Below are 26,893 nucleotides of genomic sequence, written 5' to 3'. Positions count from 1 at the left end.
GGGCGCCTGCCGGTATCGTCGGCTTCATCGGCAACGAGGCCGTCGCCGTCTTCCGCATCCGCGTCGGCCGCGAAATGAACAGCGCCGCCTTGATCGCCGACGGCTACCACGCCCGCACGGACGGCCTGACCAGCCTTGCGGTCGTACTCGGCGCGCTGGGCGTCTGGATGGGCTTCCCGCTTGCCGACCCGATCATCGGCCTGCTGATCACGCTCGCCATCTTCGGCATCGTCTGGCAGTCAGCACGCGCCGTTATCACCCGCAGCCTCGACGGCGTCGAACCCGGTATAAACGAGCAGATCTATCATGCTGCCGAGCATGTCGGTGGCATCGAGCGCATCGTCGATGTCAAGTCGCGCTGGCTCGGCCACAAGCTTCATACCGATCTGGTGATTTCCGTCGATCCATCGAAATCGCTTACGGAAGCCAACGCGATTGCCGCAAGCCTGCGCCGCGAGTTGAAGGGCCACCTTCCTTCACTCGGCAATGCCACGATCCAGTTCGACGATTTCGGCGTGGAAGCGGCCCCTCGCGCCCATGATCACGGGCATGACCATCACCATGCGCCCGATCCGTTCAAGGTCGAATCCGAGATCGCAACCGGTCTGCTGGAGATCGTCGATACGGCGGGTGGCGAGCGCATGCGCTTCAGCATCAGGAAGCACGAGCGCGGCCTGAAGGCAGTGGTGGAGATCAAGCGTCCCGATCATGTCGAGACCCTGCCGCTCGTTGCCTCGCCGGATGATCACCATTCGCTGCAGAGCACCGTGGCGCCGGCAGAGCCGCACGAGTTCGACGCCATCCTCAGGCTCAGCTCCGACGAAGGCAGCATCGACCTGCCCTTCCGCATGGAAGAACCTGATGGACATCGTCACTGACTTGTCGGCAGGGCGGTCCGCGGCGTAAGCTCGGGCTGCCTCCGCTGCAGGAGGGAACAACCGCATGGACATGATGAGCGATAACGAGCCCCATACGCACGCCACCCACCCCGAGATCGTCAAGCGGCTGAAACGCGCCGAGGGGCACCTGAAGAGCGTCATCGCGATGATCGATAGCGGCAAGCCCTGTCTCGATATCGCCCAGCAGCTTTCGGCCGTCGAGAAGGCGATCGTCAACGCCAAACGCACGCTGATCCAGGACCATCTCGACCACTGCCTGGAAGAAACCGTCGGCGCGCTGTCGCGCGACAAGCGCCAGTCGATCGACGAATTCAAGACGATCACCAAATATCTCTGACCGAATGGCCGATCTTCTGGCCTATCTCGGATTGTTCGTTTCAGCCCTCGGTGCGGCGACGATCCTGCCGATGCAATCCGAAGCCGTGCTAGTCGGTCTGCTGCTGACGGAAAAATATTCGACATTCTGGCTGGTCGCGACCGCAGGCGGCGGCAATGTACTCGGCGCCTTGTTGAACTGGTTCCTCGGCCGGGGGATCGAACGCTTCCGCACGCACCGCTGGTTTCCCATAGGCCCACAGGCGCTGGAGCGAGCGCAGCACTGGTATCAGCGCTATGGAAAATGGTCGCTGCTTGCAAGCTGGTTACCCATCGTCGGCGATCCGATCACCGTCGTTGCCGGCGTGCTGCGTGAACCGCTGCCAATGTTCCTGCTGCTCGTTACCATCGCCAAGGTCGGGCGTTACCTTGTCTTGACGGCAGCAACAACGGGCCTGACCTGATGCCCTGGCAAACGATCATCGACTTTCAGCGCGAAATCTATCTGACCTTCGCCGGCCATATCAAAGCCTTAGCCGCAGGCGGCGGCTGGCTTGCCTTCCTCGCCTTCCTGCCGATGGGCATCGCCTTCGGCGCGATCCACGCGCTGACGCCTGGCCACAGCAAGTCGGTGCTCGCCACCTATCTCGCCGGCTCCTCGCTAAAGGCGCATCGAGGCCTCCTCGTCTCGATGGCACTGTCTTTCACCCATGTCGGCATGGCGGTGCTGATTGCGCTTTTTGCTTTGCCGCTCGTCTCGCATTCCTTCGGCGATTCCGGCTCCGCACCGCTCCTGCAGGCTGTCAGCCGCGGTCTGCTTGGCCTGATCGGCGCATGGATGCTGTGGAGTGCACTTTTCCGCCACGCCCATTTTCATTCCCACCGGGAAGGCATCGCCTTCGGCTTCCTCGCCGGCCTGATCCCCTGCCCGCTGACGCTATTCGTCATGACCTTTGCCATGCTGCATCAGGTGATCGTGACGGGAATCCTCTTCGCTTTGACCATGATGCTCGGCGTCGGCATCACGCTGTCTGCCGTCGCACTGCTTGCCGTGCTCTTTCGCGACTGGCTTTCCCGGCTGCTCGCCACCCGGCCGAGGCTGCTTGCTGCCGCTTCGAAATCAATCGAGGCGATCGCCGGCATCATCCTGGTTGGCGTTGCGATCCATGAAGTGCTGTTTGCCTGAGCCCCCCACCGATACCCGCATGGCCGTCAAGGCGCCTGACGTCGAACCCGTTAACCATCTCCCGCTCTCTAAGACCATAGTCCGGCGGATGCCGGACCTCGGTCCGATGCACGCTCCGCATTTCGCACCTAACATCGTGATCCTGATGGCCGCCTTCCCGAGTCGGCTATCTCGCGACTTTCGATAAATTATCCTGCGAGGGAGAGACCGATGCGTTTCGCAACTTTTGCGTCCATAGCTGCGCTTTCAATGATCATGGCTTCCAGCCCGCTGGCGATCACCGGCTTCGATAGTGCCGCCATGGCAAAGGGCGGAGGAAACGGTGGCGGCAACGGCGGCGGTAATGGCGGAGGCAACGGCGGCGGTAGCGGCAGCAGCAATAGTGGCGGCAATGGCGGCGGACAAAGCGGCAGTCACGAAAATCGCGGCCACCAGACCGGCAGCTCCCAGACAGGCAAATCATTGCGCGACGGTTCGAAATCCGGGAGCGGAGTGAAGGGCAAATCCGGCGAGGCGAAGACGAAATCGCTCAATGCGAAAAACGCCGCAGCCGATATCAAGCAGAAGAACCTGGCCTCCGAGCTTAAAGGCCTGAACTCTCTCAACCGCAGCTACAAGGCCTATCTGCACACGTCCGATCCGAAGATGACCGCGATCGCCGCCTACGCCATGGCCTATGCCCAGTTCGAGCTCGACAACGGCATCGAGCCTGCAGCCGATGATCCGGTGCTCGGTGACGCCGCATTGGAGGACGCGCTGGCCGCCGCAACGCGCACCGGCGAGGTGAGCCCGGCAATGCTGGATGAGGCCAAGACCATCCTCGGCGTCGGAGAGGCCGACGGCAAAATCGACCAGATCCGTGAATCCCTGTCTTACTCCGCCCCGACCTCGACAGGGAATTAACGGCCGCTCGATCCGCCGGGCGGCATACCCGGCGGATCGATTGCACCTGTCATGGGTTTTCCCATGGGCAGAATAATCTCTTTCCCCCTCCATTGCGCCATTCGCCGCACCGACGCTCCAACTCTTTGAATCGACGCATCAGGCTTTCCGAAGATCGATTCCGATTTTCGGGCCGATGCTGTGGCCCGGTTCCCGGCGACATCCGGGCCTCCCTGCAACAGGCATCAAGCCGAAACCGAAAAAACCCGCGAAAAACCTCTTGAGCCGGACCCAGCGTCATAGCTTAGAAGGGTTCCGAGACATCGCGGGAGGCTTGATGGACGCCGAAACAGGAAAACAGAGCTGGCTGACGGCGGCGCAATGTGCCGAGCGGATCGGCATGACGGTGCGTGCGCTGAGGCTCTATGAAGAGACAGGCCTCATCCGGCCGCCGCGCACGGGAAAGAACTGGCGGCTCTATGGCACCAGGGAAATTGCGCGGCTCACCGAGATCCTGGCTCTGAAGCGGCTGGGGCTTAGCCTGCAGGACATCGCCCGGCTGCTCGCCGGCCGCGCGACCGATCTCGACCGCATGCTCGCCATGCAGAACCTCACCCTGCAGGACCAACTGACGCGCACGCAGCGCAGCCTCGCCATCATCGACGCGCTGCGCGCGAAGATGGCCGCAGGCGACATTCTTTCGATCGATGAACTGCTGAAGCTCGCAAAGGACACGAACATGACCGATACCTCAGCCGATGCCATCGCCTGGCGCCGCTATGAGCAGGCACGGCCGCGCACCGAACGGAAAATCGACCCGGCCCTCTATGCCGATTATGCCGGACACTATCATCTGGGTACGTCGGCCTATGTGGTGAGGCTGCGCGACGGGCGGCTCTTCACGCGGCTGACCGGCCAGCCGGAACTCGAAATCTTCGCCGAAGATGTCGACCGTTTCTTCTACAAGGCGGTTCAGGCGCAGATCACCTTTACCCGCAGCGAAAGCGGCGCTGTCACCGGCCTCGTGCTGCACCAGAACGGCTATGAACAGGAAGCATCCCGCATTGACGAACGCGCCGCGACCGATCTGGAAGAGGCGCTTGCTGCACGCATCCGCGACAAGCAGCCGGTGGAAAACAGCAAGGCGCTGCTGGAGCGGGTCATCGAAGAGCACCAGCGCGGCGAACCCGACTATGAGCGGATGAGCCCGCCGCTCGCCGCCCTTGCACGCGAACAAGCTGCCATCATCAAGGCCGACCTCGATCGAATGGGGCCGCTGAGGGACATATCCTTCAAGGGCGTGACGGCGGAAGGCTGGGATGTCTACGACGTGACCTTCGACAACGGCCATCTCGAATGGAGTTTCGCGCTGGCGGCAGACGGAAGATTCGGCGGCATCTTCATTCGCCCGGCGCTGTGACGGAGGACGGAGGCGTTTCGTGACGCACCCTCCCGCAAGGAAGGACCAACTAGTGGCACCGCCCTGCTCCTCCACCTCCCTCATCTCTGTGCCCTCGCGCCAGCACAAGGGATGTGACAGAGATCCAGCCACCGTGCGTCTGCGCGGTGAATGACGCACTCTGTTTAACAAAAAGTCTTTCCTGCCCAAAGACTTGGGCAGGCTGAATTCCTGTGACGCCCCTCGTGTCAGCACGAGGAAACAGGAATGGGGGAGGTTAGGGTTGGCGTCGATACCCAAAGCTACGCCAGATTTCAGATTGGCGGCATGTAGCGCATTTCGCCTTGCGCAGACGTCGGCTTTGCAGCAGATGCCATATCAGGAAATTTGCTTTGTAAGGAGCGGAGTGGCTCTGTCCATATCGACGAGGAGCCATCCGAGCTTTTTGTAGAAGGCCACGGCATCCGGTGCAGCATGAACCTCCAGCCGCGTAAGGCCTTTGTCGGCGGCAAGTCGTTCAAGCGCGTGCATCATGGCCCTACCAATTCCTTGCCGCTGATACTGCGGAACGATCGCGACGAGCCGTACGGTTCCGGGGTCGGCGTGCGCGGGCCCGATATCCAGCCGGACGGTGCCAACGGGCACATCGTCGCAGATGAACAGCAGGGGAAAGTGATTTTCCCGATGCTCGTCCGGATGCATCTCATCATAGTCAGACTGGCCGCGCAGTTCGAAGAGAACGTGACGCCTGATCGCGTGATAGTTCTGCCACTGGTTTCTGTCCTGCACCTGTAGGAGCTGCATTTTCATCGCCCGCTCGCCTCGTGTCCTGTTGCCGCAAGGTGTGTTTACGCTGGACTACCTATCCCAGCAGCCCCGACGATAAACTTTTTTGAGCTAGTGGAGTCTTTGAGCCGCAAACGCCCCGCCGCCTCAAGCCTGCTCCTCGATCGCCGCCTGCGCAACTTGTGCCACCCCGCCATTGATCCGCGTCGCGATCAGATGCCCCACCGCCACCGCACCGATGCAGAGCGCGACCGATGCCGCGACATTGATGCAGGCCCTGACCGTTGCGCCCGAGCGCAGCAGGTCGAGCGTCTGCAGGCTGAAGGAGGAGAAGGTCGTGTAGCCGCCGCAGAGGCCGATCATCACGAAGAGGCGCATATTGTCGGAGACCGGAAAACGGCCATTGGCGAGCGTCAGCGTGCTGAACAGGCCGATGATCAGCGAGCCCGTGACATTGATGATCACAGTGCCCCAGGGCAGATCCCGGCTGATGGGCATGGCGATGATCGATACGGCATAGCGGGCGAAGGTGCCGAGCGCACCGCCGGCCATGACGATAAGGCAGGTATAGAAGGACATGCTCGCTCCAAAACTCTCGGGCGGGCAATAAAAAACCCGCCTTGCGGCGGGCTCCGGACAGATTCCCACCGCGGTTAAACACGGTAGGAGTCATCAGCCTTGAGGGCGGTTTCGGGGGCACTCCATCCCCATCGGGCTGATCTATAGCGCCGACTTCGGCGGGATGGCAAGGGTGAAGGTGAACCTCTCCTCATCGAGGGAACCCCTCACCTGAAGATTCATTCCCCTGAAGCCTCCGCCGCCAAATCCCCGACGACGATATCCCTCAGCCCCTGGCGCAATACCGCGATATTCGCAGCCCCGTTCAGCTCTTCAAATTCACGTTGCGCCGCCTCCCAGAGCGGCTCTGCCTTCTTGTGCAGCAGCCGGCCTTCGTCGGTGATCTCGACGATCCGCACCCGGCCGTCGGCGGGCGACTGGCTGATCGCGACAAAGCCGTCGCGTTCAAGGAAGCCCAGCATCTTGCCCATGGCCGTCCGTTCGATATCCAGCCGTTCGGCAAGCGTGTTCACGGTGGCACCGCCGGCTTCCTCCAGGGCAGCCAACATCAGGAACTGGGTAATGCGCAGGCCGACGGGTTCGAGGTGGCTGTCGTAAAGCCTGGTGATCTGGCGGCTTGCCTTTCTGATGGCAGAACAGGTGCACTGATCGATCCCAAGCGGCTGGTCGGCCAACAACATCGCATATTCCTTTCGATTCCCGCCTCATAGGTGCCATGGGCGCGGCCCTCAGAAAAGCTCCGCGCCGATCATGGTTCAATGGCATCGTCGCGATAGCCGGCGTCAGATGACGCCTTCAGGCGGTGTGATATAGCCAGGCACCTCGGCCGAAAGCGTGCTCTTCAGCACGGTCGTGCCGCGATCGGCCATGATTTCGCTCCTGCCGGCGGCAAGCGCGTCATAGGTCTGGCGCACCACATCCTGCGGACTTGCCTTCGGCACGTTGATACCATCGGTCAGATCCGTATCGACGAAGCCGACATGCAGGCCGAGCACCTGGATGCCTTTCTCGCGCAGGTGAAAGCGAAGCTGGTTCGTGTAGCTCCAGGCAGCAGCCTTCGATGCTGCGTAAGGGGTAAGGATAGGGCGCGGAAGCCAGACGATATCGGAGAGGACATTGATGATGGCCGCCTGTGGCTGCGCCGAAAGGATCGGCTCGAAGGCCCGGGTGACACGCACGACGCCATGATAGTTGACGTCGAAGAGACGCTGCGACTGTTCTTCGACATCACCAGACAGGGGGCCGTCGATCAGCTCTGCGATGCCGGCATTGTTGATCAGCAGCGTCGTATCGGCGGCGAGTCCGGCAGCGGCGGCGATCGATGCCTTGTCCGTGACGTCGATCCTGATCGGGATGATATCGGGCTCATTGAAGCCAGCGGTGTTGCGCATGCCGGCATAGATTTTGGCTGCCCCGCGGCGGCGGGCCTCACGTGCGAAGGCAAGGCCGAGGCCGCGATTGGCGCCGGTGATGAAGACTGTGCTGTTGGCGATATCCATGGCTCATATCCTTTGAAAAGGCGGGATCAGGCGGCATTCTGCACGCCCGGTCCGGCGGGTGACTGCGATTCAGAGAAATAAATGCTCCGGCAGTTTTGCCGAGAGCGTCTCTCGCAGGCCGGCGGCAAGCGACAGGACGGAGCCGAGCGGGCTCATGCGTACGCTGACATGCGGCACGGATCCGTCCGGGTTGCGATCGACGATGACAGCCGCGGTCAATTTTTCACCGCTCACCAGAACGGCTTCATATTCGAGGAAGAGCCGAGAGCCGACGACCTCGAAGAAGGTCGGCGTCTGCAAGGCATAGAAGGTGCCGACGGTATTGACGGCGAGCGTGATCTCGTCGCGGCCGACAACGGGTCCGCGCAGCACGGAGCTGACGAGCTCGGCGTCGGCGGTCAGGTCGTCCAGAAAGGGATGACGGTCATGTTTATCGTGTGACATGGTTTCCTGCTTTTGCGGGCTGATGCAGTTTTGTGGCCAAATAAGAGCATATGCTCCTATTTAGATAGAAATAGGAGCATATGCTCTTTTCGTCAAGAGCGAATGCTGGTCTCTAAGATGATGGGGGATCGATGGAAGGAAAGAGGTGGAGAAAGGATTCGAAGATGTGTACGGCCTTCGGCTCACCTGACCGGTGTCGAGCCACGGGTCTCGATCCGTCCTTCAAACTCCCGCCGGGAGAAGGAGATCCAACACGACCTCGGCATTCTCAGGGATGTCCCCCTCGCCCCTGCAAGGACGCCCGAGATCAAAACAACAAAACGCACGACGCAATAAAAACTGTCAGGTATCGTCCGGGTCCAAAGCGTCGACCATCCGCCCGGTCGCTCAAAGTAGTTTCCCGTCCCCCCATTCCCTCCCCGGCCTTACCCGAGGAGGGAACGAGGTGAGCGCCGGCCGCCGCCCCTCGCGTTGCGGTCGGCGTGGTAACTCATACGCGGGCGGTCTGCCGGGCAGTCTGGGGGCCGAACTCCGAGGCGATCTCGCTCACCAGGTCGGCCGGGAAGCCGCCTTCGCGGGCGTGGCGGTAGACGGTTTCGGCGCTGTCGGCCTCATGCACGCAGTAGATCTTGTCGCCGGCGACATAGCTGGTGATCCAGGTATAGGGCCGGTCGAGGCCGGCCACGACCTGGTTCGACTTTGCGGAAATGTTGCACAGGTCTTCCGAGGTTAGCTTGCTTGCGCCGGGAATGTTGCGTTCGATAAGATATCTGGGCATGGCGACCTCCTGTTCGCATCCTTGTTGACGAAACGGACGCTAGGCCGATGCCGGGGCCGGCGCATCGGGATATCTCCCCATTTTCTGGCGCTCGCCGCCCTATTTTGGCACGTTCCTATTCCCAGCCGGCAATGATGCTGGCAATAATCCGCCATGCGACTAATCGAGCGCGCCCCCAATCTCGATCATCTTCAGTCGTTGTTGCGCGAGGCCGCCAACGGCAATGGCAGGGTCGTCCTTCTGGAAGGGGAAGCAGGCGCGGGAAAATCCTCCCTCGCCGCAGCCTTCGCCGGCGCCGTGCCTGAGGGAACCCGCGTTCTCTCGGGCGCCTGCGAGAATTTCGGCACGGCCGAGCCGCTCGGGCCCTGGCGCGATATTGCCCGGCACGCCCGCTGGACGCTGACAAGGGCCTCCAGCGGCAACTGGATCACCCTCTTCTCCGAAGTGCTCGATCTCCTGACCGAGGGGCGCCAGCCGACATTGCTCGTCATCGAGGATATTCACTGGGCCGATGACGCCACGCTGAACCTCATCCGCTATATCGGCCGCCGCATCCGCCACACCTGCCTGCTGCTGGTCGCAACCGCGCGGAATGACGATACGCCGGGCCAGACGCGGCTCAGGCGGCTGCTTGCCGATATTCCGCCGGCCCACTGGCTGCGCATCACTGTCCCGCCTCTGTCGAAGGCCGCCGTGCTGGAGCTTGCGAACCGCAAGGGCCTCGATGGCGAGGCGATCTTCAGCGCCACCGGCGGCAATGCCTATTTCGTCAGCGAGCTCGTGGATTGCGCCGGCAGCGATTGCCTGCCGCCACTCAGCCGCGACCATCTGCCGACAACCATCCGCGATGCGGTGCTGGCGCGGGCCGATATCCTTGACGAGGCTGACAGGGAGGCGCTTTGGGCCGCCTCCACCTCGCCCGATGCCTTTGCGCCTGAATTGATCGAGGCGATCTGCGGCAGCGATGCCCGCGCCTCGCTTGAAGCCTGCACGGCTTGCGGGCTTCTGGTGCCCGCGAGTAGTGGTCCGGGGGGCAACCTCTTCATGTTCCGCCATGAGATTGCCAGGCAGGCCGTCGAGCAATCGCTGCCGCCGCTGCGCCGCCGGGCACTGCATGAAAAGGCGCTCGCCTATTTCCGTAACCGGACCGAGGCCTCGGTCGCGCGCATGGTCCACCATGCCAATGAGGCGCAGGACATGAGCGCGATCTCGGAGCTCGCCCCGAAAGCCGCAGCCGAGGCCGGCAGGCTCGGCGCCCACCGGCAGGCGATGCGCCATTACGAGCTGGCGCTCGCCCATGCCGGAGACTTGAGCGATGCCAGGCGCGCCTGCCTCTACGAGGGCTATGCCTTCGAATGCCACCTGACCGGCCAGATGGAACGGGCCATTGCCGCCCAGACCAGCGCGCTTGCGCTCTACCGGGCGCTCGGCGATATCAGGCATGTCGGCGACAACCTGCGCTGGCTGTCGCGGCTGAGCTATCTCGCCGGAGACCGCAAGGGCGCCGATGCCTTCGGCCGCGAGGCTGTTGAGGTGCTGGAGCAGGCAGCAAGCCCGGCCGAGCTCGCCATGGGCTATTCCAACCTGTCGCAGCTCGGCATGCTGGCGGGCGATGCCGAGACCGCAACCCTCTACGGCGAGCGCGCGATCGCGCTCATGACATCGGACGATATCGCCAGGCCCGAGGTCCTCTGTCATGCGCTGAACAATGTCGGTACCGCCATCTGCTGGCGGGAGCCGGAGCGCGCCCGGCAAACGCTCGATCAGGCGCTGGCAATCGCCCTAGAGCATGGCTTCCAGGAGCATGCGGCCCGCGCCTTCACCAACCGCGCCTGGGTGGAAATCCAGCTCCACGCGGTCGATGCCGCCGAGAATGTGCTGGCGCGGGGCATTGCCTATTGCATCGAGCATGACCTCGATACCTGGCGCGACTATATGCGCGGCGAGCTCGCCGAACTGCTGACCTTCCTCGGCCGCTGGGAGGAGGCAGCCGCAGCAGCGCAGGCCGTGGTCGACAACCAGAATGCCCCGGCGCTCTCCCGCTATCCTTCGCTCGTGGCGCTGGCGACGCTCAGAACGCGGCGCGGCGAGACCTCAGGCGAGTTGCTGCAGGAAATGGCGAAATTCCTCGAAAACACCTTCGAATTCCAGCGCCTGTCCGCCCATGCCGCGCTGGTGGCCGAGCGCGCCTGGCTCGGCCTCTGCGACCGGGAGGAAGCGCTCGCCGGCCTGCGGCAGGCCGCTTCCCTCTGCAGCGACGATGCCGCCGGCTCGATGATCGGCTTCTGGGCGCATATTCTGGGCGAAACCGGCCTTGCGCCCGAGGACTCCAGCGGCGACGCTGCCGTGATCGCCATGCTCAACGGCCGTTGGCAGGAGGCAGCCGATATCTGGACCGACCGCCGCGCGCCCTATCTCGCCGCCCTTGCCCTGCTCGACGGCGATAATGACGCGCTCTACCGCACCCTGACGACGCTGGAAGCCCTCGGCGCCACTGCCGTCGTCACCCACGTGAAGGAGCTGATCCGCAAGCGTGGCGGCCGGCTTGCGGCGCGCGGCCCCCGGGCCAGCACCCAGGCTAACGCCGCCGGCCTCACGACACGCGAAATGGACGTGCTGCGGCTGATCGACGAGGGTCGCTCCAATGCCGAGATCGGCGCGCGCCTGTTCGTGTCGGCCAAGACGGTGGATCATCATATTTCCTCGATCCTTGCCAAGCTGAGCGCGAAATCCAGGGGACAGGCGGCCGCCGAGGGACGGAGGCTGGGGCTATTGCAGTAGAATGGACGCTACTGCCCGCCGGCGCTGTCTAACTGGATGAATCCGCAACAGATCTAGCAATAGGCATGCCGATACAGCGCCTTGCGCAAATCCTTTTAAGACTTTTCAATCCAGACATATTACAAATAGATTCGAAAGGAGGATTTTTAGTTGCGAATGCAGAGGCATTTGTAGTCTATAAATTTGATCAAAGTTTTCTCAGCGCACGAGAACAGTATATTCGTAATTAATTATTAAAGATTATCTTGACGCGCACCTTCCGCGATAGTTTAATTGTGGAATGCCACCTCACCGGGAGGCTGGACATCGAGACGGGGGCTTGTCGCATGAGCAATAAGAGCCGCGTGATCCTCTTGGCCGCATTTTCATCGCTCTTTGGCCCATTGGCGGCCAATGCGGCGGGCCGCTCATATCAAGGCATTTGCGAGGCCTCGGCCGCAGCCCTGGTCGATGCGTCGCATATGGCGGTCGCAAGCGACGATTTCTCCGCGATCATGATCTACCAGCGGGGAAAGCCGAAGCCGGTTACAAAGTTCCCGCTCGACGATGTGACTGACATCGAAGGCGCCGCCCGTATCGGCGACACGATATTCTGGCTGACATCCCATTCGCTGAACAGCAGCGGCCAGGACAAGCCAAAGCGCAAGGAACTGTTTGCAACAGCCGTATCGGCCGACGGAACATTGTCCAGCTCCGGCGAGGTCTATCGCAATCTTCGCGCGGACATGGCCGCAGCGCTTAAGCTGAGCGAGGGTGATTTAAAGACCCACGTCAACATCGAAGGCCTGGCAGCAACGTCCGAAGGGCATCTCCTGATCGGCCTGCGCGGACCAGTGCCCGATAACCGCGCCATCGTGCTCGAACTCGCCAACCCGATGCAGCTGGTCAAGCTGGGCACCGGCGACACAGGCTCTGCGAAAATGACCCAGGTCGTCACGATGGACCTTTCCGATGGACCGGGAACGACCGGCCGCGGCGTGCGCGACATTGCGCGGGTCGGCAATCGATATCTCGTGCTCGCTGGCTCCGAGCCCGATGGCGGCAATCCTCCGCCCAAGCTTTTCTGGTGGGATGGAAATGCCGATGGCCGCGTGACATCGGGTCCCGATGCGGATTTCTCGGGAATGACGCCCGAAGCAATCGTGGTCTGGAACGATCACGAGGGCGAAATCCTGAGCGACAGCGGCGGCGCGATGATCAAGGGAGTGGCATGCGCCGACAAGGATCCGCCCAAGGACGCCTTCTTTCCCGCCATCGACGTGAAATTCTGATTTTCGCCGGCGTTTGATCCGGCAGGCAATGCCATCAGGAGGGGGAACGCATGGCTTACATTTTATCCGTCGGCGCGTTCGGCAACGACGTCCGCCGCCTTCAGGAATATCTCAATCAGGAAGTATCGGCGTCCCTGGGCACGGACGGCTCCTACGGCGGGAAAACCAAGGAAGAGGTCATCCGCTTCCGGAGGAAGTTCGGGCTTCCGGAAAGTCCAACATTTGACGACCAGTGTTTCGCGATTTCCGAAGCGCATGCCGATATCAAACCCGATTTCGATCCGGACCCGGCAAAGAAGGGTATCGACTGGCCAAAGAAGAAGCCGGGCCTGTCATCACCAAGCGCCGCGGACATGCAGTCAAAATGCGGTGTCATAAAGTTCAATCATAGCCCGGTTTCCGGCAATCCGGAGCACATCACGATCACCAACGGTTTCGAGGCGAGCAATATAACGACCGTGAACATTCCGGAGCTAAAAGATTGCGTCATTCCCTTGGATTCGGGCGTCACGAAAACCGACGGACGCATCCGTTTCCACAAGAACCACACGACGCGGCTCGCCAAGCTCTTCTCCGAATGGGCCGCGGCCGGGCTGGCAAACCGGATCCTGACCTTCGACGGCAGTTTCAACGCCCGCCTGAAGCGGGGCAAGACAAAAGCCATTCCGGAGAACCTTTCCAATCACGCCTGGGGAACCGCCTTCGACATCAACGCAACCTGGAACGCGCGGGGAACCATACCCGCATTGATGGGAGACCGCGGTTGCGTGCGTGAGATGGTCGCGATTGCCAATGCCAATGGATTTTACTGGGGCGGTTATTTCACCACGAAAGACGGCATGCATTTCGAAGTCGCCGCCGAAAGCCTCTGAGCTCTTCTTTCAGATGGACTGGGCCGGCCGCCTCAGCCGGCCTTGTTCTCGTTGCTGCCTGTGTGGGCCGCCACCTCGAACAACTGCGGCACGGCCGGGTTCCTGGCGGCGCGGGGCGCGCAGAGCACGACATCGAATTCCGGGGCGTCGTCGAGCGTCCTCGACACCACACCCTCCGCCAGATCATCGCAAAGCGATTGCGGGATTAGCGCCACGCCGAGCCCCTCCTGCACCAGCCGGATGATGGTGTGCTGGAGGCGCGGCTCGAAGGCGAAGTGCGGGATGACGCCGGCGGCAGCACAATAGAGGCCGATCGCCGTGCGCAGCGTTGGCGCCACGGTTGCGGGCGCGGCGATCAGTTTCTCGCCCGCAAGCGACTGCGGCCCGATGGTTTCGGCTCGTGCCAGCGGATGGCCTGATGGCACGATCAGGCACAGCCGGTCGCGGGCAAGCAGCAGCGTGCGCAGATGCGGTGCGGGACCGCCGCCGAAGGTGACGGCAGCATCGAGTTTACCTTCGGTGAGCATCTCCTCGATATCGGTAGGTATGCGCTCCTCCAGGATCAGCCGCACATCCGGACGCGCCCGCGAATAAAGCCGCACGAGCGCCGGGATGACGCTATGGGCGGCATGCATCATGAAACCGAGCTTCAGCTCACCCTTCATGCCGCTGGCGACCAGTTGCACGTCCCGGCAGGCAGCATCGAAGCGTTCGAGCACCGCGCGGCAATCGGCCAGGAAATGCCGGCCGGCCGGCGTCAGCGCAACATTGCGCGAATTGCGCTCGAAGAGCCGCACACCAAGCGTCTTTTCGATGGCTGATATCTGCCGGCTGAAGGGCGGCTGGCTCATGTTCATGCGTGCGGCCGCATGGCCGAAATGCAGCGTTTCGGCCAGCGCCACGAAATAGCGCATATGGCGTGTATCCATTCGATACCTCAGAAGTATCAATCAGCATTGCAGATGACATTGGATTATCTCGATCTCAGGCGCTAGGCAATCATCGCTCCACGTACGGAGCTGCGCCGAATTGCCCGAGTTGCCCATGCTGACGAACCTTTCGATTGTCCTGCCGATCTTCGCCCTCATCCTTGCCGGCTGGATCGCCCGCAAGACCGGGGCGCTCGGTGAAAATGCCACGCGCGAGGTCAACCGCCTGGTCGTCTATCTCGCTTTGCCTGCGCTCCTCTTCGATATCATGGCCAATGCCAAACCCGCCGAGATCTGGCAGCCGGGCTTCATCCTGGCCTTTACCGCCGGCTGCGCCGTCATCTTCGGCGCCACGCTCTTCTGGCGCATCGCCAAGGGGCGGCATCTGGCGGATGCAGCGATCGACGGGCTGAATGCCAGCTACGCCAATACCGGCTTCATCGGCTTTCCGCTCGTCCTGTCACTGATCGGCGACACCGGCATGGCACCGACGCTGATCTCTACCATCCTCACCGTCTGCGTGCTCTTTGCCATCGCCATCATCCTGATCGAAGGCGGGCTGCAATCGGAAACCCGGCGGCGCGATATCGCGCTCAAGACCGCCCGTTCGCTGGCGAAAAACCCGCTGCTCGTCGCACCCGTGCTAGGCGCGCTGGTGATGCTCTCGGGTGCATCGCTCCCCGCCCCCGTGCATGCCTTCCTGAAGCTTCTGGGCGGGGCAGCCTCACCCTGCGCGCTGATCGCGCTTGGCCTGTTTCTGGCCGGCACCAGGGCCGGCGAAGCGAGCGCCCGGGCGACGACGACAAGCATTCTCGTCGGCCTGAAGCTGATCGCCCAGCCCGCCGTCACCTGGCTGATCGCCGCACCGCTCCTGAACCTGCCGCCAGCGGCCACCCATACCGCCGTACTGCTCGCAGCACTGCCGACCGGCACCGGCCCCTTCATGCTGGCGGAATTCTACGGCCGCGAAGCGAGCCTGACAGGCCGCGTCGTGCTCGCCTCCACGGTGCTTTCGGTGCTGACGATTTCGGCCTATCTGGCGCTTGCAGGGAAGGTCTAGACGCAGCTGTTGCCTGTCGCTGCTCAGCCGAACAGGCCGATCAGCCGCGCCGAACTGATCGCAAGGCCGGCGATCGCCACCAGAATGAAGAGGCTCGCGATAACGAGAAAGATGGGGTTCTTCACTGTTTCTCCTTCGAGGCCGGCGATGGCTGAAAGGGTGAGGTAGCAGGTGCGGTTGAGAGCAGCAACCGTTAGCCCACCGTCAAAGGCCAGATATCGCAATTGCCCCACTCACCGCAAAGATGCAGGATCAGCCGCCGCATTCATTCCATCTGACATTGAGGGAAGCAGCGGCCGATCATGTCATCCATCACCACAGGCAATGACGAGCAATATAGCGACAGCCGCAAGCTTGCCGCGCGCGGGCGCCTGAACCGCGAATATACGATCGCCGAAACCGGCTGGTTTCCCTGGGTGGCAGGACAGCTTCCCCTCAAGTCAGGCGATCAGGTGCTGGATATCGGCTGCGGCCCCGCCTGGTTCTGGGCTTCCGTGGCACCCGAGCTGCCCGACGATCTGCACCTCACCCTCGCCGATCTCTCCCCCGGCATGCTGCAGGAAGGACTCGATCGCTGCCGGGCACTCGCCTTCGCCAATGTCACCGGTCAGCAGGCCGACGCCACCGCCCTGCCCTTTAAAGACGGGACGTTCGACACCGTCATCGCCATGCACATGCTCTACCATGTGGCCGATCAGGCGCAGGCGCTTGCCGAGATTCACCGCGTGCTGAAACCAGGCGGTCACCTTGCGGTGACGACCAACGGTGCGAACAACATGCGCGGCATGTATGCGCTGACCGCAGTCTTCGGCAGCCCGCCCTACGATCCCGCCGGTGCGGCCTTCTGCTATGAGACAGCGGAACGGCTGATGCAGGCGCAATTCGGCAATGTGACGATGACCGAGCACCCGGCCCATATGCGGATAACGGAGCCGGAAGACGTGTTCCTGGCGCTGACCTCCTACCCGCCTGGCGACAGGGCGAGCGAGGCGGAGCTCGCGGCGTTTCGGGCAGCGATTGCCGAGGCATTCCGAGCGGGCGGCGGTGTGCTGGAGGTGGGCAAGGAGACGGGGTTGTTTGTCAGCCGGAAGACGGGCTAACCGCAATTCATCTCCGGAGATTCTGAGAGAAATTTCGTGTTGAAAATTCGCGCCTGCCGTGCAACCTGCATCTGGGGTTTAGGGTGAATATCCATGTTTTCATTTCTTTTCAGCTTACAGGGCATGTCGGTTGCAATGCTTTTCTCGACTGCCGCTCTTCTTCCGACATCAAGAATTGCCGTGGACAAATGGGCGGAGAAACTCTTCCCCGACCCTGTTGATTGCGCCTTTGCCGAAGGCGGGCTTTCCTACAACCCCGACGACAAGGAAATCCTTATCAACAACCTCTCTCTGCCCGAAGAGGCGAAGCAAAGCCTGAAGGCCATGGAAAGCAGGATATCGGCAACCTGCACCTCAAACGAAGGACCACCGGTGGTGGTCAATACAGTAGGAGAATATTTCGGAAGCCGGTTCAACCAGTTCAGCCTGCCGATCTACGCCCTCAATGCCGGCGGCGGCTGCATGTCGGATTTCTATTACAGTTTCACTTTCCCGGAAAAAGCAAAGACGGTGCACGACAATATCCTGCAGCGCACCGGCAAGGATCTGAAGGTTATTACCGAATCCGGACCCAAGCGGGAATTCGAGGAGGACGGCTGGATCACGGACTATGGCACTTACAGCAAATATACCTGCAGCATGATTGGCTACGGCTGATAGGCGGCGCCCGGCCAATGCCTTTCGTGCGAGGCGATGCTATACCTCACCGCTCCTCCGTTATCCCTGTCCTCGGGCTTGTTCAGCGGATCATCACAGGATCCAGCTTGCCCAAGTCCTCGGGCAGGAAAGACTTTTCACGTCTGCCTCCGGAGACGAGAAGGAATAAGGGAGAAGAGGTATGGCGTGCCCCTCCCTACGCAGCGAGATGCACCCTGCCCGCACACTTCCCCACCCACTTCACCCCAACAACCATCCCCACGTTAGCCCTACCCCAACTCAAGAGGTTGGTTCATGGCTACCGTCGTCTCTATCTGCAATCTCGCCCTTTCCAATATCGGCAAGGACAATATCAACGATCTCACCGAAAAGAGCGCGGAGGCGCGGGCTTGCAATCAGTTCTATGCGCAGACGCGCGATGTGCTGCTGCAATCCTTCCCCTGGCAGGTGGCGGGCAAGACGGTGGCGCTGGGTGCGCTCGACAATGACAAGCCGGGTGTGTGGCGCCACTCTTATGCGCGGCCGGCCGATTGCCTGCAGATCCGCTGGATCAGGCCGCATTATTCCGCCGATGCCGCAACCCCGCCCGAAACACTGAAGCCCGATCTCGATGAGGCCGGGCGCGAGATGCAATATACTTATGCGCTGGAGGGCGACCGGCTCTATTGCGATCTCTCGCCGGCGCTGCTGCGTTATACCAGCCGGCTGACCGACCCGACGAAATATTCGCCGCTCTTCATCGAGGCGCTCGCCTGGCATCTGGCCGTGCGGCTTGCCATGCCGCTGACGCGCGATCCGAAGATCCGCGCCGATGCGATGGCGCTGGCGCAAAACAGCCAGCGGGCGGCCGAGCAGGCCGAGGCTAATCAGATGAGGCACACGAGCGAGAATTTCGTGAGCGAACTGATCGCGGTGCGCGCCCATGGCTGATTTCCGCGCCTACCAGCCTTCCTTCACCGCAGGCGAACTTTCGCCCGCCCTCGGCGCCCGCGTCGATCTCACCAAATATCAGAGCGGCTTGCGCACGGCGCTGAATGTCTTCGTGCACCCTCATGGCGGTGTCTCGAACCGGGCCGGGCTGCAATTCATCCACGAGATCAAGGACAGCTCGAAACAAGCCCGGCTGATCCGCTTCCAGTTCAATACCGAGCAGACCTATATCCTCGAATTCGGTGACAAATACATCCGTATCTTCCGCGATGGCGGGCTGGTGTTGACGGGCGCCGCCCCCTACGAGGTTGCCACCGCCTATACGGCAGCAGACGTGCAGGACCTTGTCTTCGTGCAGGAAGCCGATGTGCTCTACCTCTGCCACGTCAATCACCCCGTACGCAAACTCGGGCGGCTGGCCGACAACAACTGGACACTGACGACGGTCCAGTTCAAGCCGCTGATCAACCCGCCGGCGGTTACGCCCTCTGTCACCAAGCCCGGCGACACATCAGGCAAGCCGGGTTATGTGGCAACCACATATCGCTACTGCGTTTCCGCCGTTGCAGACAGCGGCGAGGAAAGCCTGCCGTCGAATGTCGGCGCCACCGTCAACGACCTCGCCATCCAGGGCGGCATCAATCGCGTGACCTGGGCGGCGGTGTCGGGTGCGACGCGCTACATCGTCTACCGCGACGACAACGGCATTTTCGGCTATGTCGGCGGCACGACGGGCCTGAGCTTCGATGACGAGAACATCACGCCCGATCTCTCCGACACGCCGCAGAGCGGCCGCAACCCCTTCAATGCAGCGGCCAATTATCCGCGCTGCGTCACCTTCATCGAGCAGCGGCTTGCCTTCGCCTCGACGCTGAACGATCCGCAGGCAGTCTGGCTCAGCCAGTCCGCCAATTACGAAAATTTTGGCGTCTCCTCGCCCGCAAAGGCAAGTGACGCCGTGACCTTCCGCATCCGCGCCCGGCAGGTGAACGAGATCCGCTCGATGATCTCGGTACGCGGCCTGCTGCTCTTGACCTCCGGTTCCGAATGGATCGTCACCGGCGGCTCGACCTCGGATGCGATTTCCCCCTCCGCCATCAAGCTCGATAACCAGGGCTATCGCGGAGCCGCCAAGGTGCAGCCGATCGTCGTCGGCAATACGGTGCTTTTTGCCCAGCGCCTTGGCGGCGTGGTGCGCGATTTCTCCTATGACTATACGCAGGATAGTTATGTCGGGAAGGATCTGACCATCCTTGCCCGCCACCTCTTCAAGGGCCGCGAGATATCAGCCTGGGATTATGCGCAGGCACCGGACTCCGTGGTCTGGGTGGTGCTCGATGACGGGGCGCTCGTCTCGCTCACCTACATGAAGGAGCAGGATGTCTGGGCCTGGACCCGCCATGAAAGCGGCCCCGGCAACGACGCCTTCTTCGAGGATGTGACTGTGATCGAGGAAGATGGCGAGGACGTGCCCTATTTCATCATCCGTCGCACGATCAATGGCACACAGAAGCGCTACATCGAGCGGCTGCACAGCCGCGCCTTCGAGGATGTGCAGGACGCCTTCTTCGTCGATTGCGGGCTGACCTATTCCGGTCCGCCGACCACCACGCTGAGCGGGCTTTCCCATCTCGAAGGGCAATCACTCGTGGCGCTGGCCGATGGCAATGTCGTGCGTAATCTCACTGTCACTGGTGGCAGCGTGCGGCTGCAGAACGCCGCTTCGAAAATCCATATTGGCCTGCCGGTGACGGCGGCGATCGAAACGCTCGATCTCGATGTCGGCCAGGTGCAGGGCCTCGGCACCGTGCAGGGTCGCTCGAAATCCGTCTCCGAAGTGACCTTCCGGGTGGAAAACACCCGCGGCATCTTCACCGGCCCTGAGGACGGCGAGCGCGACGGCGGCACGCTGGTGGAGTACAAGCAGCGCCGCAACGAAAACTGGAACGACGCGATCAGCCTCTATACCGGCGACCTCACCATTACTCCCTATTGGGACTGGAGCACCAGCGGCGCCATGTGGGTGAAGCAGTTCGACCCGCTGCCGATGACCATTCTCTCCATCATGCCGGATGTCACCCTTGGCCGCTGAGATCGCCATCATCGAGGCCCGGCCGAGCCATATCCGGCAGATTGCCGCGCGCATGCGGGCGGCCGACCGCGACGAGGTCTTCGCCGCCTCCGGCCGTTCGCCGCTTTCGGCGCTGACATTCTCCTACCGCCATTCCTCGGAAGTCTGGACCGCGCTTTTCGACGGCCGGCCGGAGGTGATGTGGGGTGTCGGCGATATCAACATCCTCACCGGCATCGGTGCGCCCTGGCTGCTCGGTACGGATGCTGTGGAGAAGAATTTCCGCGGATTCCTGCGGATATCCAAGGATTGGCCGGCTCAACTGTTGGGCCGCTATCGCTTACTGCGAAACTTCGTGGATGCGCGCAATACGATCTCCGTTCGCTGGCTCGAATGGCTGGGCTTCCGGCTATCCGAACCGGTGGAGATCAACGGCCATCCGTTCCGGCTGTTCGAAATGGGAGAAGCGGATGTGTGATCTTGGTCTGGCGCTGACATTAGGCTCGACGCTTCTGGGTGCTGCCGGCCAGGTGCAGCAGGCTAAGGCGACCAGCGAAGCGAACAAATACAATGCCCAGGTCGCCGAAATGAACGCGCAGATCGCCGACAAGCAGGCGAAGGATGCGATCGAGCGCGGCAAGCAGGAAGAGCAGCAGAAGCGCCTGCAGACATCGCAGCTCGAAGGACGCCAGAAAGCCGCGATCGCCGCAAACGGCATCGACCTCTCCTTCGGCTCACCGCTGGATACGATCGTCGACACCGCCAAGATGGGCGAGATCGATGCGCTGAACGTGCGCACCAATGCCTATCGCGAAGCCTATGGCTACAAGGTGCAGGGCACCAACCAGCTGGCAAGCGCCAAACTCGACCGCATGCGCGCCGACGCCGCCGTCAAGGGCGGCTATCTGGATGCCATCGGCACGATCCTCGGCGGTGCGGGCAAAGTTTATACTCAGGCCAAGGGCTTGGGTTAGTAAGCAATTCCAGCAAACTGTGCCGCAGCTTTGCGTCCGAAATTGCGGGAAACAAAAAATTGAGGTTCTGAATGCCGACCGTTCCCACCTATCAGGACACCCAGTAGCATGTCGCGCTTCGCCCCGAATATACCGAGGGTTTGGCGGCCAGTGCTGACGCCGATGCCTTCGGCGCCGCGATCGGCCGTGGCATACAGAATGCAGCAACCGGCCTCGGCACGCTGGCCGATGCCGTAGCGAAAGTCGAGCAGCTGGACAATGCCAACGCCGCCAAGGATCGCCAAACGAAATTCGGCGACTGGTCGCGCGAAGCGCTTCATGGCAACGGCGGCTTCCTGACGCTGACCGGCCGCGCCGGCGTGGAAGGCCGCGCCACCTTCGAAAAGCTTGCCGAGCAGAAGCACGCTGAATTCGGCAAGGGCCTGACGCCGGGTGCCGCCCGCGCCTATGACGAGGCAGCGATCAAGGCGCCTGCTGTCACGGCCGCGAACCGGGCCATCTGCCCGGTGACGAGGCAAGACCGTCTCGCCGCTCGAGGTGGATTGGCTAGGTCAGGCCGACAACCTTCCTGAGCCTATGGTTCAGGAAACCAGAGGTACAATCACATGACCATTTCGAGCGAGATAAACCGATCCGGCCCCTATAATGGGGACGGCATCGCCACGGCTTTCGAATACAAGTTCAAAATCCTGGAGCCCCGTCATCTGCAGGTGATCCGGACGGATGCATCTGGCACGGATTCAATCCTGGTGCTCGACGCCGATTACACTGTGACCGGCATCGGCAACGATAGCGGCGGAAGCGCGGTCATCATCCCCGCTCCAGCGAACGGCACCAAGATTACTTTGCTGCTGGATGTCCCCTTCACCCAGGAAACCGACCTGGAAAACCAGGGCGCCTATTATGCGGAAACCGTCGAGCAGGCGCTTGACCTCGTTGTGATGAGGCTCCAGCAGCTCAAGGAAAGAGCAGCCCGCGCAGTCACCATTCCACCGTCATTCGATTCAGCAACGATCGACAAGCTGATTGCAGACGTTCTGACGCTCAGCGACAAAGGCGATGCGCTGGAGGCCGTTGCCGCCGTCTCGCAATATCTGGAGACCGTGGCTGATATTGCTGATGACATTCCTGATGTTGCCGGCCTGACGCAGACCGCCCAGCAGAAGGCCGCGGAAGCCACTCAGTCGGCAACGAGCGCAAATGCCAGCGCCAGCCTCGCGACCGCCTATGCAACGAATCCGGAAGATATAGCGGTTGCCGGTTCGGGCGGGCTGTTTTCCGCCTTTCATTGGTATCGGAAGACGCTGGCGATCTACAATGACGTCGCCAATACCCTGGCCGGCTGGCTTCACGGCGCGGCGGCAAAGACCGACATCGTGGATGGCGACGAGTTCGCCATTGCCGACAGCGCGACAGGCTGGGGCCTGAAAAAGGTTCTCGCGGGCAGTATTGTCAAATATGTCTGTGTTGCCACCGGTCTTGATTTCTTTACAGGATTCATCCCCGCTTATGTCGGCGTTACATCTGTAATCATCGGCCCAGGCGTTGGCTGGTTTGGCGGTAAGAAGCATCAGACTACCCTTGCCACGGCGAAAACGCTTGTTCAACTACTCGACACGGGGGCTGTGCAGGCGTCAAAGACGTATTTCCTATATGTCATTAGGAAGCCATCAGATGGCACTACAGATTTTGTTATGTCGCTGTCGGGATCAGAGGCAGGCGTCACGAAGCCGGTAGGGTGGGAATGCTTGTCTGGGAGCCGCGTGGGCCTCATCATCACCAACTCGTCGGGAAACATTGTTCCGTTCTGGCAGACAGGCAACGAGGTCAACACCGACACCTACGCGTGGTTCACCGCCAGCGCCAGCGTGCAGGGCCTAGCCATACCAAGCAACGTCCCTGTGGGACTAAGTGTGGACATCTGGGTGCTGATTGATACCGTTGTGGCAAGCATGGGGCAGGACTGCATCGGGATCGTCTCAGATGCTGCTGCCGCCAACTACACCACTGGTGCCCCCCATCATGTGCGGTGTCGGTCGCGCTCAGGCAACGACTATCCCGACCAAGGTGCGGCGGCAGGCAAGGCGCGAAGCAATGCTAATGGCCAGCTCTGGAGGTACGTCGCTGTGACAAGCGCGGCCTGTTCAGCCTCCTTTTTCGTGTGCGGCTGGTATGATTACACCTGCAAGAGGCTATTCGCATGACCACTATATACGTTCGTTACGACAGCGCCGGAACTATCCTTGAAATATTCACCCGCGATCAGCCTGATATGATCCTCGTCCCTCGTGACGATCAAGAACCCGCCATTGCGAAATACCTTCACGATCCAACGGGCTCAGAAGAGCGCTTCCCACCCCTCAAGAAATGGCAACTCTGGCTCGCCGCACTCGAACTCGAACCGCCGGTTTTCAAGGCCGATGTCCTCTCCCTCGTCAACGGCATGGCTGACATGTCGTTGAAGGACAAGGAAACCGTGCGCATCATGATCGAGGACGCCCAAGAATATTCCCGCAAAGATCCCCGCATCGATCTGCTCGCGGTGGCCATGGGCATTCCGCCGAACCAGATGGACGATCTCTGGAAATGGGCGGCCCAGATCGAGCCTGCATGATGTGAGCTCTCGTAAAATAGCCGGCGGGGACCAGCCAATGCAGCCGGCCCCGCTCGCCAATGACCTTATTGCGGCAGCGGCTTGCCCGTCTGCTCGGCCATCATATATTCCGCATACCAGTCCGGCCAGTTCTCATCATGCTTGCCGCCATTGCGCTTCTCATGCTCGCCATGCGCCGTGGCCGCGCGGCTGAGCGCTGTGGCAAGATCTTTCGCCGTGCCGAAGGCGGCAAGGTCCGAGGTGATCCGGCCCGGCAGCCGGGCGGTGATTTCCTGGAAGAGCCAGCCGTTGCCGTCGGGGTCGCTGAAGGAAGCGAAGGAGCGGTAGCTGCCGCGATCAGGATCCGGGCCGCTGACCCGGCGCCGGCCGAAGAGATAGGGCACGTCGGGCCCGCTATAGACCTCGCCTTCGGGATGAAAGGCCTCGCTGACCTCCACACCGCGCTCCCGCAACTCCTTGCGGGTCGCCTCGATATCGGAAACGATGAGATAGAGCCCCTGCGCGGAGCCCGGTGCCGCCGGCGTGACGTTTTTTCCGAAGATGACGGAGGCGTTCGAGCCCGGCGGGGTGAACTGGATCACCCGGTAATTGTCACCAGAGGAATAATCGGCGTCGAGGCGCCAGCCGAGCCCGCCGTAAAAGGCCTTGGCCCGGTCGACATCCGACACGGGCACGACGATGATTTCCAGCTTCATCTCAGTGGTCCCGTTGCCGGGCATCATGCTTGCGTCGCTCATGATCTCCTCCATCATTGAGAATGATGGCGATGCGGCGAATGCATCGCCCGCACCCACTCTACCACGTTGCGGGCCGATGATCTCTGCTCACGCCTCCCGCGGCATCGCCTTGACGAAATCGATGAAGGCGCGCAGAGGCGCCGGTACCAGCCGGCGGCCGGGATAGTAGAGGAAAGGGCCGGAAAAGCTTTCCCACCAGGGCTCCAGCACCGGTTCCAGCGCACCGCTTTCGAAATAGGGTTTCAGCCAGTCCTCGAAGGTGAAGACGACACCGGTTCCCGCAACGGCCGCATCGACGGCGAGATCCGTGCCGCCGCCATTCTGGACGATCAGCGGACTCGGCGGATCGACCCTGACGACCTCGCCGTCACGCTCGAACTCCCAGACCGGGATGGCGCGGCCGGCAAAACGCCCGCGGATACAGGCATGTCGAAGCAGATCCCGCGGATGCTCCGGCCGGCCGTGTTCTGCGAGATAGGCGGATGAAGCTCCGCCGGCATAACGCTGGATGCGCGGGCCGATCGGCACGGCGATCATGTCCTGTTCCAGCCGCTCATCATAACGGATGCCGGCATCGCAGCCGGCGGCAATGATATCGACGAAATTCTCCTCGGTGACGATTTCGAGGCGGATATCCGGATAGCTTCTCAAGAACGCCGGCACGATGCGCGGCAGCACCAGTCGCGCCGCGCTGACAGGCACATTGAGCTTCAGCGTTCCGGCCGGCCGATCGCGAAAATCCTTGACGAAATCGAGCGCCGCATTGATCTCGCTGAAGGCAGGCCCGAGCCGCTCCACCAGCCCGCGGCCGGCCTCGGTCGGCACCACGCTGCGTGTCGTGCGATTGAGCAGCCGAACGCCAAGTTCCGCTTCCAGCCGGCGCACCGCATCGCTGAGCGCCGATGAGCTCATATGCCCTGCCCGCTCCGCCTCGCGAAAACCGCCGGCCCTTGCCACGGCGAGAAAAGCGCTGACATCGCTGATTTCTGGCGAACCCTGCTTCATAATCCTGACCTCACTGATTGTCCTTCATACAGGACAGCCCGTCCAGATTATAGCCGATTGTCGCAGCAATGATACGGGCCTATCTCCCTCGTGCCTTCAATCGGAGAAGAGATTTGATGTCTACTGTCGAAAAATCCGGAACCTTTAAGCTCGGCGACCGCGCGGTGAAGCGGCTCGGCTATGGCGCCATGCAGCTCGCCGGCAAGGGCGTCTTCGGCCCGCCGCGGGATCGAAACGAGGCAATCGCCGTGCTGCGCGAAGCGGTCGAAAGCGGCGTCGACCATATCGATACCAGCGATTTCTACGGCCCCTACGTCACCAATGAGATCATCAGGGAAGCGCTGCACCCCTATAGAGACGATCTTGTCATCGTCACCAAGGTCGGCGCGCTGCGCGGTGCCGACGGCTCCTGGAATCCGGCCTTCTCCAAGGAAGAGCTGACCGCGGCGATCCACAGCAACCTGAAAAACCTCGGCCTCGATGTCATCGAAGTGGTCAACCTGCGCGCCATGTTCGATGTGCATGGTCCGGCCGAAGGCTCACTCGAAGCGCCGCTGACAGTTCTGGCCGAGCTGCAGCGGAAGGGTCTGATCAGGCATATCGGCCTGTCGAATGTCACCGCAAAACAGGTGGATGACGGCCGCAAGATCACCGGGATCGTCTGCGTCCAGAACCAGTACAACCTCGCCAACCGCGGCGACGACGCCCTGATCGACAAGCTTGCTGCCGAGAACACGGCCTACGTGCCCTTCTTCCCGCTCGGCGGCTTCTCGCCCCTGCAGTCCTCGACGCTCTCCGAGGTCGCCACCCGCCTGAACGCCACACCCCTGCAGGTGGCGCTCGCTTGGCTCCTGAAGCGCGGGCCGAACATCCTGCTCATCCCCGGCACCTCCTCCCGCGGTCACCTCAGGGAAAATCTCGCGGTGGCCGATATCGAACTGTCGCGCGAGGTGATGGCGCAACTCGACGGCATTGCCGCTGCGTAAGGCGCCTGACTCTACGGAAGGAACGGAACGCGGCGGATCCGCCGCCGCGTTTCGCAGGCCACATCATGCCCTCTCCCCAGATTGACGAATCGTCACAGCATGAACATCATCACGTTCAGGCGTGGCCTGCGCCCAACCT

29 protein-coding genes and 1 riboswitch are annotated in these 26,893 nt (G+C 61.8%); of the genes, 20 read left to right on the top strand and 9 right to left on the bottom strand.

Annotated elements, in window-relative coordinates; genetic code table 11:
• The 6 genes from PMI11_RS10090 to PMI11_RS10065 form a co-directional block, all read left to right on the top strand.
• The coding region (locus PMI11_RS10090) for a cation diffusion facilitator family transporter (RefSeq protein ID WP_007816265.1) at window positions 1–878 on the top strand (878 nt) is incomplete at its 5' end.
• Window positions 879–942: 64 nt separating this feature from the next.
• Complete coding sequence (locus PMI11_RS10085) at window positions 943–1,236, top strand: metal-sensing transcriptional repressor (protein ID WP_007816264.1); 294 nt, start codon at window positions 943–945, stop codon at window positions 1,234–1,236.
• Between the two features lie 4 nt (window positions 1,237–1,240).
• Window positions 1,241–1,678, top strand: a complete 438-nt coding sequence (locus tag PMI11_RS10080) for a YqaA family protein (RefSeq protein ID WP_007816261.1) — start codon at window positions 1,241–1,243, stop codon at window positions 1,676–1,678.
• Entirely contained in the window at window positions 1,678–2,400 is a 723-nt protein-coding gene (locus PMI11_RS10075; protein ID WP_007816258.1) for a nickel/cobalt transporter, read from the top strand. The genes PMI11_RS10080 and PMI11_RS10075 overlap by 1 nt, the downstream gene beginning before the upstream one ends.
• A gap of 210 nt (window positions 2,401–2,610) precedes the next feature.
• Complete coding sequence (locus PMI11_RS10070; protein WP_007816256.1) at window positions 2,611–3,303, top strand: hypothetical protein; 693 nt, start codon at window positions 2,611–2,613, stop codon at window positions 3,301–3,303.
• A 316-nt stretch (window positions 3,304–3,619) separates the two neighbouring features.
• Window positions 3,620–4,702, top strand: coding sequence for a MerR family transcriptional regulator (locus PMI11_RS10065; protein ID WP_007816254.1), 1,083 nt, complete (start codon window positions 3,620–3,622; stop codon window positions 4,700–4,702).
• A 357-nt stretch (window positions 4,703–5,059) separates the two neighbouring features.
• Here PMI11_RS10065 and PMI11_RS10060 read toward each other — a convergent pair whose 3' ends face one another.
• From PMI11_RS10060 to PMI11_RS10035, 6 genes are all read right to left on the bottom strand, one after another.
• Complete coding sequence (locus tag PMI11_RS10060; RefSeq protein WP_007816252.1) at window positions 5,060–5,491, bottom strand: GNAT family N-acetyltransferase; 432 nt, start codon at window positions 5,489–5,491, stop codon at window positions 5,060–5,062.
• A 123-nt stretch (window positions 5,492–5,614) separates the two neighbouring features.
• Window positions 5,615–6,046, bottom strand: coding sequence for a fluoride efflux transporter CrcB (gene crcB, locus PMI11_RS10055; RefSeq protein WP_007816250.1), 432 nt, complete (start codon window positions 6,044–6,046; stop codon window positions 5,615–5,617).
• A gap of 77 nt (window positions 6,047–6,123) precedes the next feature.
• A riboswitch (Fluoride riboswitch) is annotated at window positions 6,124–6,185 on the bottom strand.
• Between the two features lie 79 nt (window positions 6,186–6,264).
• Window positions 6,265–6,726, bottom strand: coding sequence for a MarR family winged helix-turn-helix transcriptional regulator (locus PMI11_RS10050; protein WP_007816249.1), 462 nt, complete (start codon window positions 6,724–6,726; stop codon window positions 6,265–6,267).
• Window positions 6,727–6,828: 102 nt separating this feature from the next.
• Complete coding sequence (locus tag PMI11_RS10045; RefSeq protein WP_007816247.1) at window positions 6,829–7,545, bottom strand: SDR family oxidoreductase; 717 nt, start codon at window positions 7,543–7,545, stop codon at window positions 6,829–6,831.
• Window positions 7,546–7,614: 69 nt separating this feature from the next.
• A complete protein-coding gene (locus tag PMI11_RS10040; protein ID WP_007816246.1) occupies window positions 7,615–7,989 on the bottom strand; it encodes a hypothetical protein in 375 nt (124 codons plus the stop codon).
• Window positions 7,990–8,479: 490 nt separating this feature from the next.
• Complete coding sequence (locus tag PMI11_RS10035) at window positions 8,480–8,767, bottom strand: DUF4242 domain-containing protein (RefSeq protein ID WP_007816243.1); 288 nt, start codon at window positions 8,765–8,767, stop codon at window positions 8,480–8,482.
• Between the two features lie 153 nt (window positions 8,768–8,920).
• Here PMI11_RS10035 and PMI11_RS38370 point away from each other — a divergent pair, with 153 nt between their 5' ends.
• From PMI11_RS38370 to PMI11_RS10020, 3 genes are all read left to right on the top strand, one after another.
• Complete coding sequence (locus tag PMI11_RS38370) at window positions 8,921–11,548, top strand: ATP-binding protein (RefSeq protein ID WP_007816241.1); 2,628 nt, start codon at window positions 8,921–8,923, stop codon at window positions 11,546–11,548.
• A gap of 326 nt (window positions 11,549–11,874) precedes the next feature.
• The gene (locus PMI11_RS10025; protein ID WP_007816239.1) at window positions 11,875–12,819 is read left to right on the top strand and encodes a DUF3616 domain-containing protein; all 945 of its coding nucleotides are present in this window, start codon (window positions 11,875–11,877) and stop codon (window positions 12,817–12,819) included.
• A 50-nt stretch (window positions 12,820–12,869) separates the two neighbouring features.
• Entirely contained in the window at window positions 12,870–13,691 is an 822-nt protein-coding gene (locus PMI11_RS10020) for a M15 family metallopeptidase (protein WP_007816237.1), read from the top strand.
• Between the two features lie 32 nt (window positions 13,692–13,723).
• Here the strand turns inward: PMI11_RS10020 and PMI11_RS10015 are convergent, their stop codons facing one another.
• The gene (locus PMI11_RS10015) at window positions 13,724–14,620 is read right to left on the bottom strand and encodes a LysR family transcriptional regulator (RefSeq protein WP_007816235.1); all 897 of its coding nucleotides are present in this window, start codon (window positions 14,618–14,620) and stop codon (window positions 13,724–13,726) included.
• A 115-nt stretch (window positions 14,621–14,735) separates the two neighbouring features.
• On the opposite strand from PMI11_RS10015, the gene PMI11_RS10010 reads away from it, so the two are divergent.
• The 10 genes from PMI11_RS10010 (at window position 14,736) to PMI11_RS09960 (ending at window position 24,026) form a co-directional block, all read left to right on the top strand.
• Window positions 14,736–15,680, top strand: a complete 945-nt coding sequence (locus PMI11_RS10010; RefSeq protein ID WP_007816233.1) for an AEC family transporter — start codon at window positions 14,736–14,738, stop codon at window positions 15,678–15,680.
• 302 nt (window positions 15,681–15,982) lie between these two features.
• Window positions 15,983–16,780: a class I SAM-dependent methyltransferase gene (locus tag PMI11_RS10000; RefSeq protein ID WP_007816229.1), complete on the top strand. Its 798-nt coding sequence runs from the start codon at window positions 15,983–15,985 to the stop codon at window positions 16,778–16,780.
• A 93-nt stretch (window positions 16,781–16,873) separates the two neighbouring features.
• Window positions 16,874–17,437 carry a hypothetical protein gene (locus PMI11_RS09995; protein ID WP_007816227.1) on the top strand — a complete coding sequence of 188 codons (564 nt, stop codon included), beginning with the start codon at window positions 16,874–16,876 and terminating at the stop codon, window positions 17,435–17,437.
• A gap of 294 nt (window positions 17,438–17,731) precedes the next feature.
• A complete protein-coding gene (locus PMI11_RS09990; protein ID WP_007816225.1) occupies window positions 17,732–18,367 on the top strand; it encodes a hypothetical protein in 636 nt (211 codons plus the stop codon).
• On the top strand, window positions 18,360–20,459 hold the full coding sequence (locus PMI11_RS09985) for a hypothetical protein (RefSeq protein WP_007816223.1): 2,100 nt from the start codon (window positions 18,360–18,362) through the stop codon (window positions 20,457–20,459). The genes PMI11_RS09990 and PMI11_RS09985 overlap by 8 nt, the downstream gene beginning before the upstream one ends.
• Entirely contained in the window at window positions 20,449–20,916 is a 468-nt protein-coding gene (locus PMI11_RS09980) for a hypothetical protein (RefSeq protein WP_157179613.1), read from the top strand. Before PMI11_RS09985 ends, PMI11_RS09980 begins: the two co-directional genes overlap by 11 nt.
• Window positions 20,909–21,412 carry a virion core protein, T7 gp14 family gene (locus PMI11_RS09975; protein ID WP_007816218.1) on the top strand — a complete coding sequence of 168 codons (504 nt, stop codon included), beginning with the start codon at window positions 20,909–20,911 and terminating at the stop codon, window positions 21,410–21,412. The genes PMI11_RS09980 and PMI11_RS09975 overlap by 8 nt, the downstream gene beginning before the upstream one ends.
• 140 nt (window positions 21,413–21,552) lie before the next feature.
• Window positions 21,553–21,984 carry a hypothetical protein gene (locus tag PMI11_RS09970; protein WP_007816216.1) on the top strand — a complete coding sequence of 144 codons (432 nt, stop codon included), beginning with the start codon at window positions 21,553–21,555 and terminating at the stop codon, window positions 21,982–21,984.
• Window positions 21,985–22,017: 33 nt separating this feature from the next.
• Window positions 22,018–23,616 (top strand): hypothetical protein, encoded by a 1,599-nt coding sequence (locus PMI11_RS09965; protein ID WP_007816215.1) that lies wholly within the window; start codon window positions 22,018–22,020, stop codon window positions 23,614–23,616.
• Window positions 23,613–24,026 carry a hypothetical protein gene (locus PMI11_RS09960; RefSeq protein WP_007816213.1) on the top strand — a complete coding sequence of 138 codons (414 nt, stop codon included), beginning with the start codon at window positions 23,613–23,615 and terminating at the stop codon, window positions 24,024–24,026. Before PMI11_RS09965 ends, PMI11_RS09960 begins: the two co-directional genes overlap by 4 nt.
• Before the next feature lie 65 nt (window positions 24,027–24,091).
• Here PMI11_RS09960 and PMI11_RS09955 read toward each other — a convergent pair whose 3' ends face one another.
• Entirely contained in the window at window positions 24,092–24,763 is a 672-nt protein-coding gene (locus PMI11_RS09955; protein WP_007816211.1) for a VOC family protein, read from the bottom strand.
• 87 nt (window positions 24,764–24,850) lie between these two features.
• Window positions 24,851–25,768, bottom strand: a complete 918-nt coding sequence (locus PMI11_RS09950) for a LysR family transcriptional regulator (RefSeq protein WP_007816209.1) — start codon at window positions 25,766–25,768, stop codon at window positions 24,851–24,853.
• Between the two features lie 116 nt (window positions 25,769–25,884).
• On the opposite strand from PMI11_RS09950, the gene PMI11_RS09945 reads away from it, so the two are divergent.
• The gene (locus tag PMI11_RS09945) at window positions 25,885–26,754 is read left to right on the top strand and encodes an aldo/keto reductase family oxidoreductase (protein ID WP_007816207.1); all 870 of its coding nucleotides are present in this window, start codon (window positions 25,885–25,887) and stop codon (window positions 26,752–26,754) included.
• Window positions 26,755–26,893 lie beyond the last annotated feature (139 nt).

Source organism: Rhizobium sp. CF142 (genome assembly GCF_000281145.1).
Lineage (GTDB): Bacteria > Pseudomonadota > Alphaproteobacteria > Rhizobiales > Rhizobiaceae > Rhizobium.
Note: the sequence above shows the minus strand (reverse complement) of the source record. Positions and strands in the feature narration are given on the sequence as shown.

Coding starts and splice junctions, on each gene's coding strand:
- PMI11_RS09965 (WP_007816215.1), top strand. CDS start 22,018: ATGACCATTTCGAGCGAGATAAACCGATCCGGCCCCTATAATGGGGAC.
- PMI11_RS10070 (WP_007816256.1), top strand. CDS start 2,611: ATGCGTTTCGCAACTTTTGCGTCCATAGCTGCGCTTTCAATGATCATG.
- PMI11_RS10045 (WP_007816247.1), bottom strand. CDS start 7,545: ATGGATATCGCCAACAGCACAGTCTTCATCACCGGCGCCAATCGCGGC.
- PMI11_RS10085 (WP_007816264.1), top strand. CDS start 943: ATGGACATGATGAGCGATAACGAGCCCCATACGCACGCCACCCACCCC.
- PMI11_RS10035 (WP_007816243.1), bottom strand. CDS start 8,767: ATGCCCAGATATCTTATCGAACGCAACATTCCCGGCGCAAGCAAGCTA.
- PMI11_RS10015 (WP_007816235.1), bottom strand. CDS start 14,620: ATGGATACACGCCATATGCGCTATTTCGTGGCGCTGGCCGAAACGCTG.
- PMI11_RS10060 (WP_007816252.1), bottom strand. CDS start 5,491: ATGAAAATGCAGCTCCTACAGGTGCAGGACAGAAACCAGTGGCAGAAC.
- PMI11_RS10000 (WP_007816229.1), top strand. CDS start 15,983: ATGTCATCCATCACCACAGGCAATGACGAGCAATATAGCGACAGCCGC.
- PMI11_RS09950 (WP_007816209.1), bottom strand. CDS start 25,768: ATGAAGCAGGGTTCGCCAGAAATCAGCGATGTCAGCGCTTTTCTCGCC.
- PMI11_RS09990 (WP_007816225.1), top strand. CDS start 17,732: ATGGCTACCGTCGTCTCTATCTGCAATCTCGCCCTTTCCAATATCGGC.
- PMI11_RS10010 (WP_007816233.1), top strand. CDS start 14,736: ATGCTGACGAACCTTTCGATTGTCCTGCCGATCTTCGCCCTCATCCTT.
- PMI11_RS10065 (WP_007816254.1), top strand. CDS start 3,620: ATGGACGCCGAAACAGGAAAACAGAGCTGGCTGACGGCGGCGCAATGT.
- PMI11_RS09985 (WP_007816223.1), top strand. CDS start 18,360: ATGGCTGATTTCCGCGCCTACCAGCCTTCCTTCACCGCAGGCGAACTT.
- PMI11_RS10080 (WP_007816261.1), top strand. CDS start 1,241: ATGGCCGATCTTCTGGCCTATCTCGGATTGTTCGTTTCAGCCCTCGGT.
- PMI11_RS09975 (WP_007816218.1), top strand. CDS start 20,909: ATGTGTGATCTTGGTCTGGCGCTGACATTAGGCTCGACGCTTCTGGGT.
- PMI11_RS10075 (WP_007816258.1), top strand. CDS start 1,678: ATGCCCTGGCAAACGATCATCGACTTTCAGCGCGAAATCTATCTGACC.
- PMI11_RS10020 (WP_007816237.1), top strand. CDS start 12,870: ATGGCTTACATTTTATCCGTCGGCGCGTTCGGCAACGACGTCCGCCGC.
- PMI11_RS09955 (WP_007816211.1), bottom strand. CDS start 24,763: ATGAGCGACGCAAGCATGATGCCCGGCAACGGGACCACTGAGATGAAG.
- PMI11_RS10025 (WP_007816239.1), top strand. CDS start 11,875: ATGAGCAATAAGAGCCGCGTGATCCTCTTGGCCGCATTTTCATCGCTC.
- PMI11_RS09960 (WP_007816213.1), top strand. CDS start 23,613: ATGACCACTATATACGTTCGTTACGACAGCGCCGGAACTATCCTTGAA.
- PMI11_RS10040 (WP_007816246.1), bottom strand. CDS start 7,989: ATGTCACACGATAAACATGACCGTCATCCCTTTCTGGACGACCTGACC.
- crcB (WP_007816250.1), bottom strand. CDS start 6,046: ATGTCCTTCTATACCTGCCTTATCGTCATGGCCGGCGGTGCGCTCGGC.
- PMI11_RS09995 (WP_007816227.1), top strand. CDS start 16,874: ATGTTTTCATTTCTTTTCAGCTTACAGGGCATGTCGGTTGCAATGCTT.
- PMI11_RS38370 (WP_007816241.1), top strand. CDS start 8,921: ATGCGACTAATCGAGCGCGCCCCCAATCTCGATCATCTTCAGTCGTTG.
- PMI11_RS10050 (WP_007816249.1), bottom strand. CDS start 6,726: ATGTTGTTGGCCGACCAGCCGCTTGGGATCGATCAGTGCACCTGTTCT.
- PMI11_RS09945 (WP_007816207.1), top strand. CDS start 25,885: ATGTCTACTGTCGAAAAATCCGGAACCTTTAAGCTCGGCGACCGCGCG.